The organism is Actinokineospora lacus (assembly GCF_053813445.1).
The window spans coordinates 323,917-340,294 of record NZ_JBQERA010000005.1 but is presented as its reverse complement, the minus strand read 5'-3'; the positions used below and the strand labels follow the sequence as shown (position 1 = coordinate 340,294).

Annotated in this window: 9 protein-coding genes; 4 read left to right on the top strand and 5 right to left on the bottom strand. The window is 72.2% G+C overall.

Going from position 1 to position 16,378, the window contains the following annotated elements; all coding sequences use genetic code 11:
- Window positions 1-7,332 (bottom strand): RHS repeat-associated core domain-containing protein, encoded by a 7,332-nt coding sequence (locus ACTG9Q_RS14825; RefSeq protein ID WP_455573338.1) that lies wholly within the window; start codon window positions 7,330-7,332, stop codon window positions 1-3.
- A gap of 348 nt (window positions 7,333-7,680) precedes the next feature.
- Between ACTG9Q_RS14825 and ACTG9Q_RS14820 the strand changes: the two genes are divergently transcribed.
- Window positions 7,681-8,070 carry a hypothetical protein gene (locus tag ACTG9Q_RS14820; RefSeq protein ID WP_455573337.1) on the top strand — a complete coding sequence of 130 codons (390 nt, stop codon included), beginning with the start codon at window positions 7,681-7,683 and terminating at the stop codon, window positions 8,068-8,070.
- A 143-nt stretch (window positions 8,071-8,213) separates the two neighbouring features.
- Here ACTG9Q_RS14820 and ACTG9Q_RS14815 read toward each other — a convergent pair whose 3' ends face one another.
- The 3 genes from ACTG9Q_RS14815 to ACTG9Q_RS14805 all read right to left on the bottom strand — a co-directional run bounded on the left by ACTG9Q_RS14815 (window position 8,214) and on the right by ACTG9Q_RS14805 (window position 12,015).
- On the bottom strand, window positions 8,214-8,630 hold the full coding sequence (locus ACTG9Q_RS14815) for a hypothetical protein (RefSeq protein WP_455573336.1): 417 nt from the start codon (window positions 8,628-8,630) through the stop codon (window positions 8,214-8,216).
- Between the two features lie 265 nt (window positions 8,631-8,895).
- Window positions 8,896-10,659 (bottom strand): ABC transporter family substrate-binding protein, encoded by a 1,764-nt coding sequence (locus ACTG9Q_RS14810; RefSeq protein ID WP_455573335.1) that lies wholly within the window; start codon window positions 10,657-10,659, stop codon window positions 8,896-8,898.
- Window positions 10,660-10,848: 189 nt separating this feature from the next.
- Window positions 10,849-12,015, bottom strand: a complete 1,167-nt coding sequence (locus ACTG9Q_RS14805) for an LLM class flavin-dependent oxidoreductase (protein ID WP_455573334.1) — start codon at window positions 12,013-12,015, stop codon at window positions 10,849-10,851.
- Window positions 12,016-12,216: 201 nt separating this feature from the next.
- On the opposite strand from ACTG9Q_RS14805, the gene ACTG9Q_RS14800 reads away from it, so the two are divergent.
- Window positions 12,217-12,399: a PspC domain-containing protein gene (locus ACTG9Q_RS14800; RefSeq protein WP_455573333.1), complete on the top strand. Its 183-nt coding sequence runs from the start codon at window positions 12,217-12,219 to the stop codon at window positions 12,397-12,399.
- A gap of 12 nt (window positions 12,400-12,411) precedes the next feature.
- Here the strand turns inward: ACTG9Q_RS14800 and ACTG9Q_RS14795 are convergent, their stop codons facing one another.
- The gene (locus ACTG9Q_RS14795) at window positions 12,412-13,446 is read right to left on the bottom strand and encodes a zinc-binding dehydrogenase (RefSeq protein ID WP_455573332.1); all 1,035 of its coding nucleotides are present in this window, start codon (window positions 13,444-13,446) and stop codon (window positions 12,412-12,414) included.
- Window positions 13,447-13,781: 335 nt separating this feature from the next.
- Between ACTG9Q_RS14795 and ACTG9Q_RS14790 the strand changes: the two genes are divergently transcribed.
- Window positions 13,782-15,080, top strand: coding sequence for a wax ester/triacylglycerol synthase domain-containing protein (locus ACTG9Q_RS14790; protein WP_455573331.1), 1,299 nt, complete (start codon window positions 13,782-13,784; stop codon window positions 15,078-15,080).
- The gene (locus tag ACTG9Q_RS14785; protein ID WP_455573330.1) at window positions 15,077-16,270 is read left to right on the top strand and encodes a type III PLP-dependent enzyme; all 1,194 of its coding nucleotides are present in this window, start codon (window positions 15,077-15,079) and stop codon (window positions 16,268-16,270) included. The genes ACTG9Q_RS14790 and ACTG9Q_RS14785 overlap by 4 nt, the downstream gene beginning before the upstream one ends.
- Window positions 16,271-16,378: the final 108 nt, after the last annotated feature.

The following is a 16,378-nucleotide window of genomic DNA, read 5'->3' as shown; positions in this document are numbered from 1 at the left end:
TCACCACGTCTTCCAGTAGCCTTTGCCGAACCAGTTGAAGTCTATGCCGATCTTGCGTGCCTCGATGTGGATGTGGACCGGGGACACGGCCTTGCCGATCGGGCCCATCTTGGCGTAGTGCTTGGGCGCCGGGCCGATGGACACGCGGAAATTGGCGAGGGGATGCGGCTTGCCGATCCGGATGAAGTTGTTGCCGTTCTTGAGGAACTTGCTGGCGGCCAGCAGCTTGCCCAGCGCGCCCAACCCGGCCCCGCCGAGGCACCCGAGCGCGGCGGCGCCCGCCGCCGAGCCCCAGTCGATCTTGCGACCGCTGAGCAGGTCGCTTATCGCCGACCCGCCCGCACCGGACGCGGCGCCCGCCAGGCAGCCGATCAGGAGCGGGTTCTCACCGGTCGGGTCGACGAAGTTGGCGGGCGAGTTCTCGACGTAGGCGTAGAGGTTGGTGCCACCCGCCATGCCGATCGGGTCCTCGGAGATGAACCGCTGCAACGCCGGGCTGTAGTACCGCTGCCGGTACTGGAGCAGGCCGGTGCCGTCGTCCTGCCTGCCGGTGTAGGACAGGTCCGAGCCGCGCGGATCGCCGGTCGCCGCGGGCAGGCCGAACGGGTCGTAGGACTGGGTCGCGGCGATGGTGCCGTCGGCCCGGCCGAGGCCGATGACGCTGCCCTGCGCGTCGGTGAGCACGGTGTCGGTGACCCCGGCCGCGGTGCGGGCCGCCCACTGGTCCACGTCGGTGCTGAGCAGCGACGCGGTGAGCGTGCCCGCGCCGTCTTGCTCGGCGACGACGTTGCCCTTGTCGTAGAGGAACGCGGTCGTGGTCGACCCGACGGTGCGGCTCGTGCGCTCGCCGAGCGCGTCGTAGGTGTAGGTGGCCGACGGACCGGTGCCTGCCGACGCGGTCAACCTGCCCCTGGCGTTCCAGGTGTAGGTCGTGCCGCCGTCGCTGAGCAGGTTGCCGTCGTCGTCGTGGGTCACCGCGGTCGATCCCGCGGTGACCAGGCGGTTGGCGTCGTCGTAGACCAGCCCGGCACGGGCCGCGGGCAACCGCACCGCGGCCAGGCTGCCGCCCACCGACGACACGCGCCCGGCGGCGTCATAGGTGTAGGTGATCTCGCCCTTGGCGGTTCCCGCCTGGGCGTAGGCGATCCTGGTCAGCTGCCCGGCGGCGTCGTAGGTCCGGGTCTGGGTCCAGCCGCCCGGCAGGGCCAGCGTGGTCGGCCGCCCCGCGGCGTCCCGGGTGATCGCCACCGCGTCAGCGCCCCTGCTCACCCCGGTCAGGGTGCCGGAGTCGTCGTAGGCGTAGCCGGTGGCGGCCAGTCCCGGCACCGTGGTCCCGATCTGGCGGTCGGCGGCGTCGTAGCTGTAGCCGACGGTTCCGGTGGGCCGAGTCTCGGTGAGTACCCGGTCGCGGTCGTCGTAGGTGAAGGACAGCGATCCGCCCGCGGAGTCGGTCAGGGCGGACAGCCGGTCGGTGCTGTCATAGGCGTAGGTGACCTCCGACTCCTGCGCGGTCGGGCCGGTGACGCCGAACCGGACCTTGGTGACGAGGTCGAGGGAGTTGTAGGTGTACTCGATGCGCTTCCCCGCCTTGGACACCGTCGCGGTGGTGCGCCCGGCGGGATCGTAGGTGGCGGTGGCGGTCTTGCCGCGCGGATCGGTGGTGCCGGTGCGGCGGTCGGCCTGGTCGTGGGCGTAGCTGGTGACCTTGCCGCGGGCATCGGTGAAGGAGGTCGGGTTGCCGTTGCCGTCGTAGGCCAGCAACTGGGTGCCGCCGAGCGCGTCGGTCGTGCTGACCGGCAGATTCAGCGCGTTGTACTTGGTGAGCGTGACCGCCCCCGCCGGGTCGGTCACGCTCACCGGCCTGCCCGCGGCGTCGAAGAAGGTCGTGGAGGTCCGGTTCAGCGGGTCCGTCACCGAGACCGGCAATCCGGCCTCATAGGTGTGGGAGGTCACCCCGCCGGTCGGTGTCGTCTCCGTGGCCACCTGCCCGGCGCTGGTCCGGGTGAACGTGGTCCGGCGGCCCGCCGGGTCGGTCGAGGTGAGCAGGTTGCCCTTGGCGTCGAAGGTGTTCGTGGTCGTCTTGCCCGCGGCGTCGGTCATGGTCAGCGGCTGGTCGAACGGCCCGTAGCTGATCTGCGCCGCGACGTGGGAGCCCGCCGCGCCCGCCAGCTCGGTAAGCGTGGTGGGCCTGCCCGCCGCGTCGTAGGTGTACTCGGTGCGCCGCCCGTACGGGTCCACGACGGCGTCGATGCGGTTGTCCTGCCCGCGCACGAAGGTGGTGGCCCTGGCCAGGGCGGTGCCGTGCGCCTGGGTGTCGCTGACCACCATCCGGTTGGCGTCGAACGCCACCCGCCGGACCGCGCCGTTGGGCTGGGTCACCCGGGTCTCGGTGATCTGCCCGGCCTCGTCCAGGGTGTAGGCGAAGTGGTAGCTGCCGCCGTCGGCGAGGTCCTGCCGGGCGACGCGGCCGTTGCCGTCGTAGCTGACGTCCAGGTAGGCCACGCCGCGGGCGTCGGTGATGCGGGTGATGCGGTCGGCGCTGTCGTAGGTGTAGGTGGTGACCCCGCCCGCGACGTCGGTGACGGTGGCCAGGCGGCCCGCGTCGTCGTAGGTGTAGCGGACTTCGCGGCCGATGTTGTCGTAGGCGCGGGTCACGCGGGCGGAACCGTCGTGGTCGAAGGCGATCCAGCGGCCGTTGGGCGAGACGATCTGGGCGACCTCGCCGTTGGCGCCGCCCGTGCGCAGGAAGGTGACCCGGTTGCCGTTGCGGTCCTCCATGGCGCGGACCCGGGCGTACCAGGGGAAGAAGTACTTGGTGCCGTCGCGCATGGACAGCACCCAGTCGCCGTCGACCTGGGCGATGGTGGAGCCGGTGAACCGCCCCGGCGAGCCCGCCGCGGCGAACACCGCGTCGCTGTAGCCGTTGCCCGGCGAGGTGCGCACGTAGTGGGCGCGGCCGCCGCCCGGGGTGTAGACGTCGACTTCCTGGTACTGGCTCTCCGAGGCCAGGAACATGTTGAAGTCGGCGCCGGAGTTGAGGCCGAACTCGCGGTCGTGGTTGTCGCCCTGCCAGTACTGCCGGTTGAGCGCGATCGGCATGACGTCGGCGAGGCCGAGGTCGGTGTGGGTGTCGGTGAGCAGGCCGGTGGACAGGTCGACGGGGTCGCCGGAGAGCTTGTCCAGCAGGTCCTGCCACCACGGCTTGTCCGGCTTCGGGTTGCCGGGCGTGTTGAACATCGACCCGTCGAGCGACCACAGCCGGGTGCCCGCGTCGGGCACGACCCGGGTCCCGTCGGCGTCGACCCGGCCCTTGCCGTAGATGTGCCAGCCCTTGGCCGGGTCGTAGTTCCAGAAGTCCACTTCGGAACCGGCGGGCAGGCCGGTGTAGTTCGGGTAGACGACGCTGGCGCCCTCGGGGAAGACCACCGCGCCGCCGGGCTGCACGGTGAAGTACACCGGGACGATCCCGTTGCGCGGCAGCGGGTAGGGGGCGCGGTCGAGCGGGATGGCGGTGATGCCCAGCTCCCGCACGACGTTGCCGTCGAGGTCGCGCACGACCGTGCCCGCGGGCAGCCGCACTTCGAGGCCGGGGACGGCCGGGGTGCTCAGCACGACCTCGCGGGCGGTGGGGGCGTCGATGCGCCGCACGCTTGAGCGGTCCAGCTTGGGCAGCCAGACCGTGGCCTCCAGGGGCGTGGTGGCGCCCGCGACGACCTTGGCGTGGATGCGGAAGGTGCCGTAGCGGCCCTTGTGCGCGTAGCCGTCGACGATGACCGTGGTGGCGTTGGGGCGGACGTCGGACAGGAGGAAGCGGCCCTTGGCGTCAGTGGTGGCGCGCACCGAGTCCATCCGGACCGGGATGCCCGCGAGCGGGCGGCCGTGCAGGTCGCGGACGTGGCCGCTGACGGCGGTGGTCCCCGCCGGGGCGGTGCGGTCGGCGACGCGGTTCGGCGCGGCGCGGCGGGTCAGCCAGTCCCGGCCGTCGAGGTTGCCGCCGTCGGGGGTCCAGTCCGCGGGGTCCGTCCCCGCGGTGGGGGTCGCCGCGTGGGGGGCGGAGAGATCGGTGGTGACCCGTTCGTCGCGCTGTGCCGGGGCGGTCACCCTGGCGGGCTTGTGGCCTTCCAGGACGCGCGCCTCGGCGTCGAGGGACGGGGGCGCGGCCTGCGGCTTGGCGCCTGCGGGTTTTGCGGCGGCGGGTTTCGGGGCTGCGGCGGTGACGGCGGCCGTGCCGACGATGCTCGCGGTGTAGGTGCTGGAGCCGACCAGGGCGAGATCCGGGTTGAACAGCAGCCGGTACGCGCCAGTGGTCGGGAGCGTGACCTCCACGGTGGCGTTGGGCCGGGCGGCGCTGCCGACGCGGTTGCCGTCCGGGCCGTTGACCTGCCAGGAGAGGGCGCAGCAGCCGAACGCGGGCGACGTGGCCGACGACTGGACGCGGACGCGCTGGCCCGCCGTGCCGCTGAAGCCCGCGAACGCGTTCCGACCCGGCTGGCCGACGGTGATCGTCTTGGCCGTGGCGGTCAGCGGGAGCGGCCCGGCGTCGAGGTCCGCCGGGACGTCCCAGGCCCGCAGCGTCATGCTGCCGGTGAGGACCGCGTCCGGGTTGACGTTGATCCGGTAGGTGCCGTCCTGGGGGAGGGTGATCGTGTCGAGAGTCGCGTTCGGGTTCTGCACGGCGCCGACCCGAGTCCCATTGGGGGCGGCCAGCCACCAATCCAGGTAACAGCAACCGAAGGACGACGAGGCCGCGCTCGACTGGATGATGACCCGCTGGCCCGTGACGCCCTCGAACGTCGTGGAAGCGCTGCGGCCGGGATCGGCGATGGCGACGACCAGCGGCGTTCCGTCGAGCGCTTGCGCGCCCGCGTCCAGGTCCGCGGGAACGGTCCAGGCCCGCAACGTCATGCTGCCGGTGAGGACCGCGTCCGGGTTGACGATCAGCCGGTAGACCCCGTCCTGGGGAAGGGCGATCGTGTCCATGGTCGCGTTCGGGTTCTGGACACTGCCGACCCGCGCACCATTGGGAGCCGCCAGCCACCAATCCAAGTAACAGCAACCGAAGGACGACGAGGCCGCGCTCGACTGGATGATGACCCGCTGGCCGGTCGTCCCCTGGAAGGTCGTGAAGGCGTTGCTGCCCGGGTTGGCCACGGTGACGACCGTCGGGGTGCCGTCCAACGCCTGCGCGCCCGCGTCCACGTCGGCGGGAACGGTCCACGCGCGGAAGGTCATGCTGCCGGTGAGGACCGCGTCCGGGTTGACGATCAGCCGGTACGTCCCGGTTTGCGGAAGCGTGATGGTGTCGAGGGTCGTGTTCGGGTTCTGAGCACTGCCGACCCGCGATCCGTCCGGGGCCGCGAGCCACCAATTCAGATAGCAACAGCCGAACGACGACGACGCCGCACTCGACTGGACGATCACCCGCTGGCTCTGAGTGCCCTCGAACGTGGTGAAGGCGGCGCTGCCCGGGTTCGCGATGGTCACGACCCTCGGAGTGCCGTCCAACGCCTGGACACCCGCGTTGGCGTCGGCAGGGACGCTCCACGCGCGGAAGGTCATGCTGCCGGTCAGGATCGCGTCCGGGTTGACGATCAGCCGGTACGTGCCGGTCTGCGGGAGCGTGATGGTGTCCAACGTGGCGTTGGGGTTCTGGGCGCTGCCGACCCGCGTCCCATCCGGGGCCGCCAACCACCAACTCAGATAGCAACAGCCGAACGACGACGACGCCGCACTCGACTGGACGATCACCCGCTGGTTCTGAGTGCCTTCGAAGGTGGTGAAGGCGTTGCTGCCCGGGTTGGCGATGGTCACGACCGTCGGGGTGCCGTCCAGCGCCTGGACGCCCGCGTTGACGTCGGCGGGGACGCTCCACGCGGCGAAGGTCATCGACCCGATGCCGCCGCCGTCGGGGTTCATCCAGATCCGGTACGTGCCGGTCTGGGGAAGCGTGGTGGTGTCGAGGGTCGCGTTCGGGTTCTGGGCGCTGCCGACCCGCGTCCCGTCCGGGGCCGCCAACCACCAATTCAGGTAACAACAGCCGAAGGACGACGACGCGCCGCTCGTCTTGATGATGACCCGCTGGTCGGCGGTTCCGGAGAAGGAGACGTAGGCGCTCTGCCCCGGGTTGGTGATGGTGACCGGCTTCGCGGTGCCGTCCAGGTCGATCGGGCCCGCGTCGAGGTCGACCGGGACCAGGTGCACGGTCACCGATGTCGTGCCCGCCGCCGCGGTGGTGTTGCGCAGGACGATCGCCCGCGTGCCGGGGCCGCTCACCGGGCCGGTCTCGACCCACGCGGCCGCGCCCGCGCAGGTGTTCGCGCTCGACTGGCGGTTGCGCTCGTCGTACAGGCGGGCCGCCAGGCCGCAGGAGCCGAAGGTGCCGCCGGTCAGGGACGCGGCGAAGCGGTCGTTGTCGGCCGCGGCGAAGTAGCGGATGGCGTACTTGCCCGCGGCCACGGGGACGGCGGTGGCCGCGCCCACCGGGATCGGCCCGACCGTGTCCACATCGGACGGGTTCACGCCCGCCGGGGGGACGGCGACGGGGGTCGCGCTGGTGGCGGTGCCCGCCGGGGTGCTGAGGGTGACCGGCCCGGTACTCGCCATGGGCGGCACGGTGACCGTGAGCGTGGTGGCGGTCCGGGCGGTCACGCCCGCCAGGAGGCCGTTGACCCGGACGAGGTTGTTGGCCAGTTCGGGGTCGGTGTTGCCGACGGTGAGCGTCAGGGACGCTCCCGGCGCGACCACCGCGGGCGCGAAGCCGGTGATGACCGGCTGGTCGTCGCGGATGACGGTGACCCCGGGGAGGGCGGCGGTGCCCGCCGCGGTCGCCACCGTCACCGGGCCGCTGGTGCTGGCGGCCCCGACGGTGATGGTGAGCCGCTCGGCGGTGGCGGTGGTGACGGCGGCGTCCGTCCCGTTGATCTTGACCGTGTTCCCCGCCGGGGTGGCGGCGAAACCCTTGCCGGTCAGGGTGAGCCTGTCCCCCGGGCGGACCCGGGCAGGCACCGCGGACAGCACGGCGACGGCGGGATCGCCCAACCGCTCGACGGCGGTCACGTTGCCCACCGGGTCGTAGGCGTACCGGGCGATGGACCCGTCGGCCGCGGTGACGGCGACGAGGCGCCCGTTGGCGTCGTAGGCGTACTTCGCGGGCCCCGCGGATTCCGCCGCCACCGCGGGCGGATCGGTCCTCGGCTGCGTCGCCCGCGGACCGAGAGGCGTGCTCGCGGCGGCACTGGGCGTCGGCGGGGCCGCGTCCGCCGGGACCCCGGCGACGACGGACGCCATCACGGCGAAGGCGGCAAAGATGGCGGACAGGCGTTGTCTGCGCAACGTCGTCTCCTGGATGGCAGGGCCCAGTACAGCCTGGGACCCACCGTTCGTACCGCAGGGTTCGACGGGCCCACAAGGTCCCGCGCCCCCTCCGGCAGCTATTTGAGGCAGATGCAGCAACGCGGTAATCCCTTGTCGGACGCCGGATATAAATAATCGCTCAGCTTGTCGGCGGTGTTACTACGTCGTCCGGGTGACACCAGTCGCCACCTGCGCTTTGCAGAAACCTCGCAAGCGGTTCACACGCTCGGGCGCACATCCTGGCTCCGGTCCAACGACCGAAACCCGGACGAGGCGAGAAGACCGGCCGGGTTGACAGAAGCTGGTTCGCGCCATGAGAGGTCACGAATGAAGAAAGCTGTTTCGATCGCCGTGGGTATGGGTTTCCTGGCCGCCGCGACCGTGTTCGGCAGCGGCGCCTCCGCCGCGCCGGGTGCCGCGCCGGGGGCCGCGCCGCCCTCCACGCAGGCCGCCGCCACCTGCACCGGCTCGTGGGTCAAGGCGCTCGCCCCGCTCAAGCTGCGCTCCCGGCCCGACGCGGCCTCCGTCGACATGGCCGATGTGATCGAAGGCGAGCTCAGGGCGTGCCGGAAGCAGGTGACGGGCTCGGTGTACAAGGCGTGCGGCGTCACCGGCGCCACCAGCTGGGTCATGGTCCAGGTCATGGACCTCGACCCGAGGTACCCGCGCGGCTGGTCCGGCTACCTCCCGGCGACGTGCCTCGTGGACCACAGCTGAGTGAGCCGCACACCGGAGGCCGCCACCAGATCCCGGTGGCGGTCCCCGGTCTTCGGCCCGCGCCTCAGTCGCAGGCCCTCACCGAGGGATCGTGGCCAACACCCGAGGCGGTGAGCACAGGTCCGGGAACCGGCACCGGGAGGTCAGCACGGCTGGCTCCCGCACCAGGGCTCGATGGTCGCGTAGGCGGTCTTCGTCGCCGAGTGGCCGTTCTGCGAGTAGGTGACCGTCGTGGTGATGGACTGCCCGCTGCGGCCCACCGCCACCGCGCAGTCATGGGAGGTGCTGGTGCAGCCGGTGATGACGTACCGGTACGCGCCGCTGATCGACCACGAGTACGTGTAACCCGTGCCGCTGGTGTTGAGCACGGCGAACCCGACGTTGTACTCGCTGGCGCCACGGCTGTTGGTGCAGAATTCGTTCCACTCGAACACCGTCCCCGGCGCGATCCTGCACCCGAACGTCTCCGCCCCGAACGCGGACGCGGGAAGCGCGCCCGCCCCGAAGAAGCTCAACCCCGCCACGGCCACCGCGGCCCACGCCCGAACCCGACCGCGCATCGCTCCTCCTGGAAGTCCGCGTCAGCAGGCGAATTGCCCGCGGTATGACTGGATCACCGCCGTCGGCGCGCCGATGGCGCCACCCGTGGCTTTCCTCGCCCTGAGCCGAACAGTAAGCCACCCTCCCGGACCACCGATAGCGGCCGAACGGGGTTCAAGGCACGACCTTCAGGCCCCGCTTCGCCAAGTCGCGCGCGACGACCTCGACCAACTCACCGGCGGTGCGCTCTCGGCGACCGGCGCCGGTGGTCGGGATCGCTGCGGGTCACTTCAGGAAGCCTGCCGTCGCGAACCCGAGGGAGGCGAGGCCGGGGGCGCCGAAGTTGGCCAGGTTGGCGCGTACCGCGTAGACCCCGACGCCCGGGTACAGGGGTAGGTGGTGGGCGTGTTTCCAGGCCAGCACGTCGATCTGGTCGGCCAGCCCGGTTCGCTGGGCGGGGTCCAGCTCGGCTGTCGCGCGGTCGTAGATGGCGGTCGCCCCGGGGATGACCACGCGGCCGAAGTTGGCGCCCGTCGGCTTCTCGAACGCCTGCCGGTCGTGGGAGAGGGGGTATGGCGAAGTGGTCCGCTCGAAGGCGATGAGGTCGAAGGCGCCCGAGGCCAGGTGGGTGTCGTGGACGCGTTCCGTGGGCACCGCCTCGGTCTTCGCCTCCACGCCGACGGCCAGGAGTTGCCTGGCCACGAGGTCCCCCACGGTCTGCCCGGCCGGTGTCGCCGCCACGACCAGCCGCAGGCTCAGCCGCTTGCCGCCCTTCACCCGCACGGCGCCGTCCGGCTTCCAGCCCAGCGCGTCCAGCGCCGCGCGGGCGGCGTTCGGGTCGTGCGGCAGGGTCGGGGCGTTGTCCTTGTAGCCCGCGTGCCCGGGTGGCAGGACGTGGTTGCCGACCGCCTTCGCGCCCGGCACGATCGGGCCCACCACGGCGTCGGTGATCGCCTGCGGGTCGACCGCCTGGGCGATCGCGGCGCGCAGGCGCTGGTCGGACAGCGGGGCGCCCTTGGCGCCGTTGAACGTCAGCTGGCCCACCCGTCGCTCGGACGCCTGGCGCACCTGCGCGTCGGGGATGGCCTTGGCCCGGGTCAGCAGCTCCGCGTCCCCGCCGATGGGGAACAGGTCGATGCCGCCGCCCGCCAACTCGTCCGCGCGCGCCGCCGGGGGGACGACGCGGAAGGTGATGCTGTCGAGCGGTGGACGGATCTTCCACCAGTTGTCGTTGCGGCGCACGACAATCGTCTGCTCCGTGGCGTTGATCAGATCGATTTCGAAGGGGCCTGCGGAGGTCGTCGGCCCGTGCGCCCAGGCGCTGTTGAACGCGTCCGGGCTCTGGGTCAGCTCCAGCGGCACCAGCGGCCCGAACAACGCGGGCCAGTCCGCGAACGGCTCGCGGAAGGTGACCACGGCCTCCTTGTCGGTCGCGCCGCGCTCGACACTGGCCACGTCCTCGTAGCCGACGCGGCCGGTGGTCTCGAAGCCCGCGTCGGACCCGTTGAGCGCCGCCCAGTGCGCGCGCAGGTCCTCCCAGGTCATCACCCTGCCGTTGGTCCACACCGCGGCCGGGGCGATCGTGTAGCGCACGACCTGCGGGGAGGTGGACTCCAGCTCGATCCGGTCGAAGAAGTCCTTGTTGGGCACGGGAACGCCGTCGGGGCCGTCGACGAACGCGCTGGGCAGGATGGCCTCGGCGATCTGCTGGGTGACCGGCTGGGCGCCGTCGACGTGCTTGGGGTTGAAGTTCGACGGCAGCGCGTCGACGGCCAGGCGCAGTTCGCCGCCCTCGCGCAGCGCCGACCCCGGCTGCGGGTTGATGTCGCGGCCCGCGCCGGACGGGGCGGGCATGTCCGCCATCGGTGAACCGCCTCCGGTGCCCGAGCCCGCCGCGTAGTCCCCGTGACCCGAGTGGGCCCCGTGGTCGGTCTGGGCCCCGTCGCCGGAGTGCGCCCCGTGGTCGGAGCCGCCCGACACGCACCCGGTAACGACCAGGAGCGCGGCGAGCAGCGCCCCGCCCAAGGCAGCCTTGCGTCGCGTGCGCATGCGCATCCCCCGTCGGTCGCCGACAAGTTGGTCCTGAGCAGCACTCGGACCGTAGCGCAGAACTGGGAGCGCTCTCAACAGCCAACCCGGCACGACTCCCGCTTAACTTTTTCGACGGCATTCCCAGGCGCGACGGACCTGTCGCCGCCGCCGGTCCGACCGGCGGCGGCTCCACGACCACCCCTGCGGCTACGAGCGGTCGAACTCCGGGATCAGGTCGCCGGTCAGCCGGATGCTGGTCATCACCTGCTCGTGGGTCAGCCCGCCGATCTGGTGCAGGCACATGAGCCGGTCGATGCCCAGGTCGGCGTAGGCGCGCAGCTTCTCGCGGCAGGTCTCCGGAGAGCCGACGATCAGCGACTGCTGGGCGCTGAGGATGTCGAAGATCTCCTCGTCCGGCACGTCCTCGCCGTTGATGATGCGGCCGATGAGCAGCTGCCCCGGCGTCGGTCCGGCCGTGGCCTCGGCGCGGAGGAACTCACCGGCCAGGCCGCCGCCCGCCGGGTCGGCCATCAGCTCCTGCTGCCGGGCCAGCAGGCGGACGAAGTCCTTGCTCGCCTCGAAGAAGTTCAGCGCCGTCACCGTGTACCAGGCCGCCGCGGCCGCGGCGCCGTTGCGCATGGCCTCCTCGTCGGTCTCGGCGCAGTGCACGAAGGTGAAGAAGCCGACCTGGTTGTTCACGACCGCGCCGACCGGGTCGGTGCAGGCCGCCGCGGCGTCGCGGTAGAGGCGCACCATCCGCTCGACCCGCTCGAGCGACTCCCAGAACGTCGTGCCGAGCACGCCGACGCCACGCCGTCCGGCTTCCTCGAAGGACGCCGGGCTCGCCGCCGCCTGCCACAGCGGCGGGTGCGGGCGCTGCACCGGCTTGGGGGTGATCGTCACCTCGGACAGCTGGTAGGTGTCGCTCGTGTGGCTCACCTTGTCCTCGGTCCACAGCCGGGGGACCAGCTCGAACGCCTCCCGGGTCTGCCCGCGCACGTCGTCGGGGTCGATGTTGAACAGCCGCCACTCCGGGACCGTCGAGCGGGTCATGCCCAGCTCCACGCGCCCACCGCTGAGGTGGTCCAGGGTCGCCGCCCGCTCGGCCACGCGCACGGCGTGGTTGAACCGCGAGGGAGCAAGCACCGCCGCGTGCCCCAGCCTGATCCGCGACGTCACCTGCGAGAGCGCGGCCAGGAACAGCTCCGGCGCCGACGAGAGGCTGAACTCCCCCGCGCCGTGGTGCTCGACCTGCCACCAGCAGCCGTAACCCAGCTCGTCGGCCAGCCTGGCCTGCTCGATCGCCTGGCTGAACCGCTCCCCCTCCGACGCCCACCCGCGGTTCTGGATCTCGTTGAACACGTCGATCTTCACTCTGCCTGCCCTTCACTTCGAGTCACCGACAGAGTCAGCGGAACGGCCAGCCGCGTTACCGTCCGCGCGGGCAGGCAGGCCGCCGCGCTGATCAGGGCGCGGCAAGGCGGTCTCGGCGAATGCCCCCATGGTTCATCCACCGGCCCCCAGGGTATCCCCACAGTGCGAAGCCCCATCCCCGACTCGTGAATGGTGCGCCCAATGACAGCCTTGACCAGGCCGCAGAGCCAGAAGATGATCGCGGGGGTGTGCGCGGGCCTCGCCAACCGCTACAACTGGCCCGTCAGCCGAATGCGCCTGTTCTTCTTGGTGTCCTGCGTGCTGCCGGGACCACAGTTCGTTCTCTACCTGGTGCTCTGGGCGATGATGCCCAAGCGCGGGTAAGGAGGTCTCCGGTCATGGCCGGACGAGGACCTTGATTGCCGCGCGCTCGGCCATCGCGCGATAGCCCGCGGGGACCTCGTCCAAGCCGATCGTCCGGTCGAACACCTGGCCGGGGTCGATCCGGCCCTCGATGATATCCGGCAGCAGCTCGTCGATGTAGGCGCGGGCGGGGGCGACACCGCCGGTGAGGGTGATGTTGCGCATGAACGAGCCCGCGTCCGCGGGCACATCCGGGTATTGCGGCACCCCGACCCGGCTGATGGTTCCGCCGTCGCGGACGATGCCGAACGCGGTCTCGATCGCGGGTTTGAGACCGACGCACTCCAGGACCGCGTGCACGCCGTCCCCGCCGGTCAACTCCCGGACGCGCTCGACCCCCTCCTGACCGCGCTCGGCCACCACGTCGGTGGCCCCGAACTCGCGGCCGAGGTCGGTGCGCTCGGTGTGCCTGCCCAGCAGGATGACCTGCTCCGCCCCGAGCCGCCGTGCCGCCAGCACCGCCGAGAGCCCGACCGCCCCGTCCCCGATCACCGCGACCGTGGTGCGCGGGCTCACCCCGGCGGTCACCGCGCAGTGGTGACCGGTGGGCAGCACGTCGGACAGCGTCAGCAGGGACGGCAGCAGCGCGGAGTCCTCGCCGACAGGCAGCTTGACCAGCGTGCCCTCGGCCTGCGGCACCCGCACGGCCTCGCCTTGGCCGCCGTCGCTGCCCGCCTCGCCCCAGAACCCGCCGCGGCGGCACGAGGTCTGCAACCCCTCCCGGCAGAAGTCGCAGGTGTTGTCCGCCCACACGAAGGGCGCGACCACCACGTCCCCCGTCGAGAGCCCGGCGACCTCGGCGCCGGTCTCTTCCACCACGCCGAGGAACTCGTGGCCGATCCGGTCGCCGCGACCCCGCGCGGGCATGCTCCCGTACGGCCACAGGTCGCTGCCGCAGATGCACGCACAGAGCACGCGGACCACCGCGTCGGTGGGCTCGCGGAGTTCCGGGTCCGGCACTGTCTCCACCCGGACGTCACCGGCCCCGTAAATCAGCGTTGCCTTCATCCGAACCTCTCCGCTGTGACCGTCGCGCTCTTCAGTGATCCGGTTCTCATGATGGCGGAGCAGTGGCCCAGGCGTTCAACGGTGGGTGACGCCGCCCGCGCCAGCGGCGTTGCCGGGAAGATCACCGGGCGGTAACCTCGAATCACGGGTCGTGAGGTTGGTGGGATCGGGGGATCAGAGGCGTGCCGTTTCGGAAGTCCGATGCCGTGACGTAGGCCATCGAACGGGTGAAATCCACCGCGGCCGCCCATTCCGGATCCGACCGACAACGCGCCGCGAGACCGACTGGGGGGCGGAACACGATGCGCCGTGCCCGGAGCCGAGGCGGGCGGAGGATGTCCGCCGCGGAGCGGTCGTTCTTCGCCTTCGACACCCCGGACACCGCGCAGCACTTCAGCGTGGTGTGCCTGCTGGAGCCCCGACGCCCTTCGGCGTTCACCGATGAGGTGGTGCGCGGTCTCCGCGCCGCGGGCCCCGTCGCGCCGCCGTTCCACTTCCGCGCCACCAACGGCCCGCTGCGGGCGTGGCTCGGGAGCTGGGCGGCCGTGCCGGAAGCCGCCATCGACCGCGCACACCACGTCAGGACCGCCGAGGTGACCAACCTCGCCGCGGCCGTGACCCGGCTCCATTCCACCGCGCTCGACCCCCGCTGTCCGCTGTGGGAGGCACACGTGCTGCGCGCCGGGCAGGAGGTCGGGCTCGTGTTCAAGGTCCACCACGCCCTGGCCGACGCCCAGGGGTTCCTTGTGCGCCTCGACCGCATGTTCGACTCGGGCATAGACACCCCTCCCTGGGTGTTCCGGGAGCCGCCCACCACCACAGGTCCCCCGCCCGCGCCGCTGCGGCGGATGGCCGCCCACGCGTGCCGCGCAGCGCTCGCCGCGGTGCGCGGTGGCGCGGCGCCCTACGGGGTCCCCGCCGTCCCGGCGCTCAACGGCGCGATCGGACCCCGCCGAGCGGTCGAGAACAGGGTGCTGCCGCTCCCTGCGGTGCGGCGCGTGGCCGCGCACGCGGGCTGCACAGTCAACGAGGTCTACCTCACCGTGCTCGGCGGCGCGCTTCGCTCCTACTTGGACAGTCGGGGGGAACTGCCCCGGTTCGACCTCACTGCGGGCGTGCCGATGTCGTTGCGCGCCGAGGGAGACGCTCGCGCGGCGAACACGTTCACCCTGATCGTCGTGGAGCTGGGGACCTCGATCGCGGACCCGGCCGCCCGGCTGCGGCAGGTGCGCGCGGGCAGCAGGGCGGCCAAGGCCGCGATGGCGGCCCGTCCCCGACTGGAGGCGGCGCGCGCGGCTGGTCTGTTCACCGGGCCATTGGCCATCGCCCACGCCATCGGCGTGGCTCCCCTGCCCCGGCCGCCGTACAGCGTCGTCGCGTCCTCGGTGCGCGGCTCCAGCAGGCCCCGGGAGTTGCTGGAAGCGCGAGTCACGTCGCTGTACGCGGCGGGCAGCATCTGCCACGGCACCGGGCTGTTCGCCGCCGCGCTGTCCGAGCAGGACCGCTTCGAGGTCTGCCTGACCGCCGACGCCCGCCTCATGCCCGACCTGGCCGTGCTCGCCGACCTGTTGCCCCGTGAACTCGCGGCGCTGGTCGAACGGACTTCCCACCGGAGGCTGGAGGAGACCAGGTGACCGCGGTCGACACGCCCTGCTACATCTACGAGCTCGACGCGGTGCGCACCGCCCACCGGCAGCTGAGCGCCGCGCTGCCCGAGCCGAGCACTCTGTACTACTCGCTCAAGGCGAACGCGCATCCCGCGGTGCTCGCCTGCCTGTCCGCCCTGGGGTGCCGGGCGGAGGTCAGCTCCACCGGCGAGCTGACCGCCGCGCTCGCCGCGGGGTTCAGTGCCGCGGACGTGCTCTACACCGGCCCCGGAAAGCGTGACCAGGACATCCGGTTCGCGGTCGTCCGCGGGGTGCGGCTGTTCTCGGTCGACTCCCCCGTCGCGCTCGACCAGCTCGACCGGCTGGGCTCCGAGACGGGCACGGGGCTGCGCGCTCTCCTGCGCGTCAACCACCCGGAGCCACCGCGCGGCGTCGGGCTGGCGATGACCGGCGGGGCGTCCAAGTTCGGGGTCGACCTGGCCTGGGTCGCCGCCGAGCCGGAGGCGTTCGCCGACCGGCCACGCGCCGCCGTGACGGGCATGCACCTGTACCTGGGCAGCAACCTCGGCACGACCGATGCCCTGTTCGGGGTCTTCGAGCACGCGCTCGGGGCGGCGGCGCAGGCGTGTGGGGCCCTCCGGCTGGACCCGGCCGTGCTCGACCTCGGTGGCGGTTTCGGCGCCCCGTACGCCCGGCCGGGACCGCTGCCGGAGTTCCCGGACCTCGCCGAGCGGCTCGGTGAGCTGCTCGACCGCGAGGTCGCGGACTGGCGGGCGGGCACGCCTCGGATCGCCTTCGAGTCCGGCCGCCACCTGACCGCGTCCTGCGGCGCGCTGGTCACCACTGTGCTCGACGTCAAGCGCTCCGGCGGGACGGCCTTCGCCATCCTGGACTCCGGCACGCACCACCTCGGCGGCATCGCGGGCCTCGGTCGGGAGGACGCCGTCGAGCCTCGGGTGCTCGCGGGCAAGGGCGCGGACACAGAGGACTGGACCCTGGCCGGTCCGCTGCTGCACCCGCTCGACGTCTGGGCCCGTCACGCACGGCTGCCCGAGCCCGCCGTGGGCGACCGGATCACGGTGCCGAACGTCGGCGCCTACGGGCTCGGGCTCGGCCTGGTCCTGTTCCACCACCACCCGATGCCGGTGGAGGTCGTGCTGGACGGCGGGCGCGAGGTCGAGCGAACCAGGCTGACCGTGGTCAGGGAGCGGCTGTGAACGGGCGGGCCGCGCGGCACGGCGTCCCCGGGAGGCCGAGCGGACCCGCTGTCGGTCTGTGGGACCGCGGAGCGCGCGTCAGCACGATCTCTTGTGGACTCTTGGCAC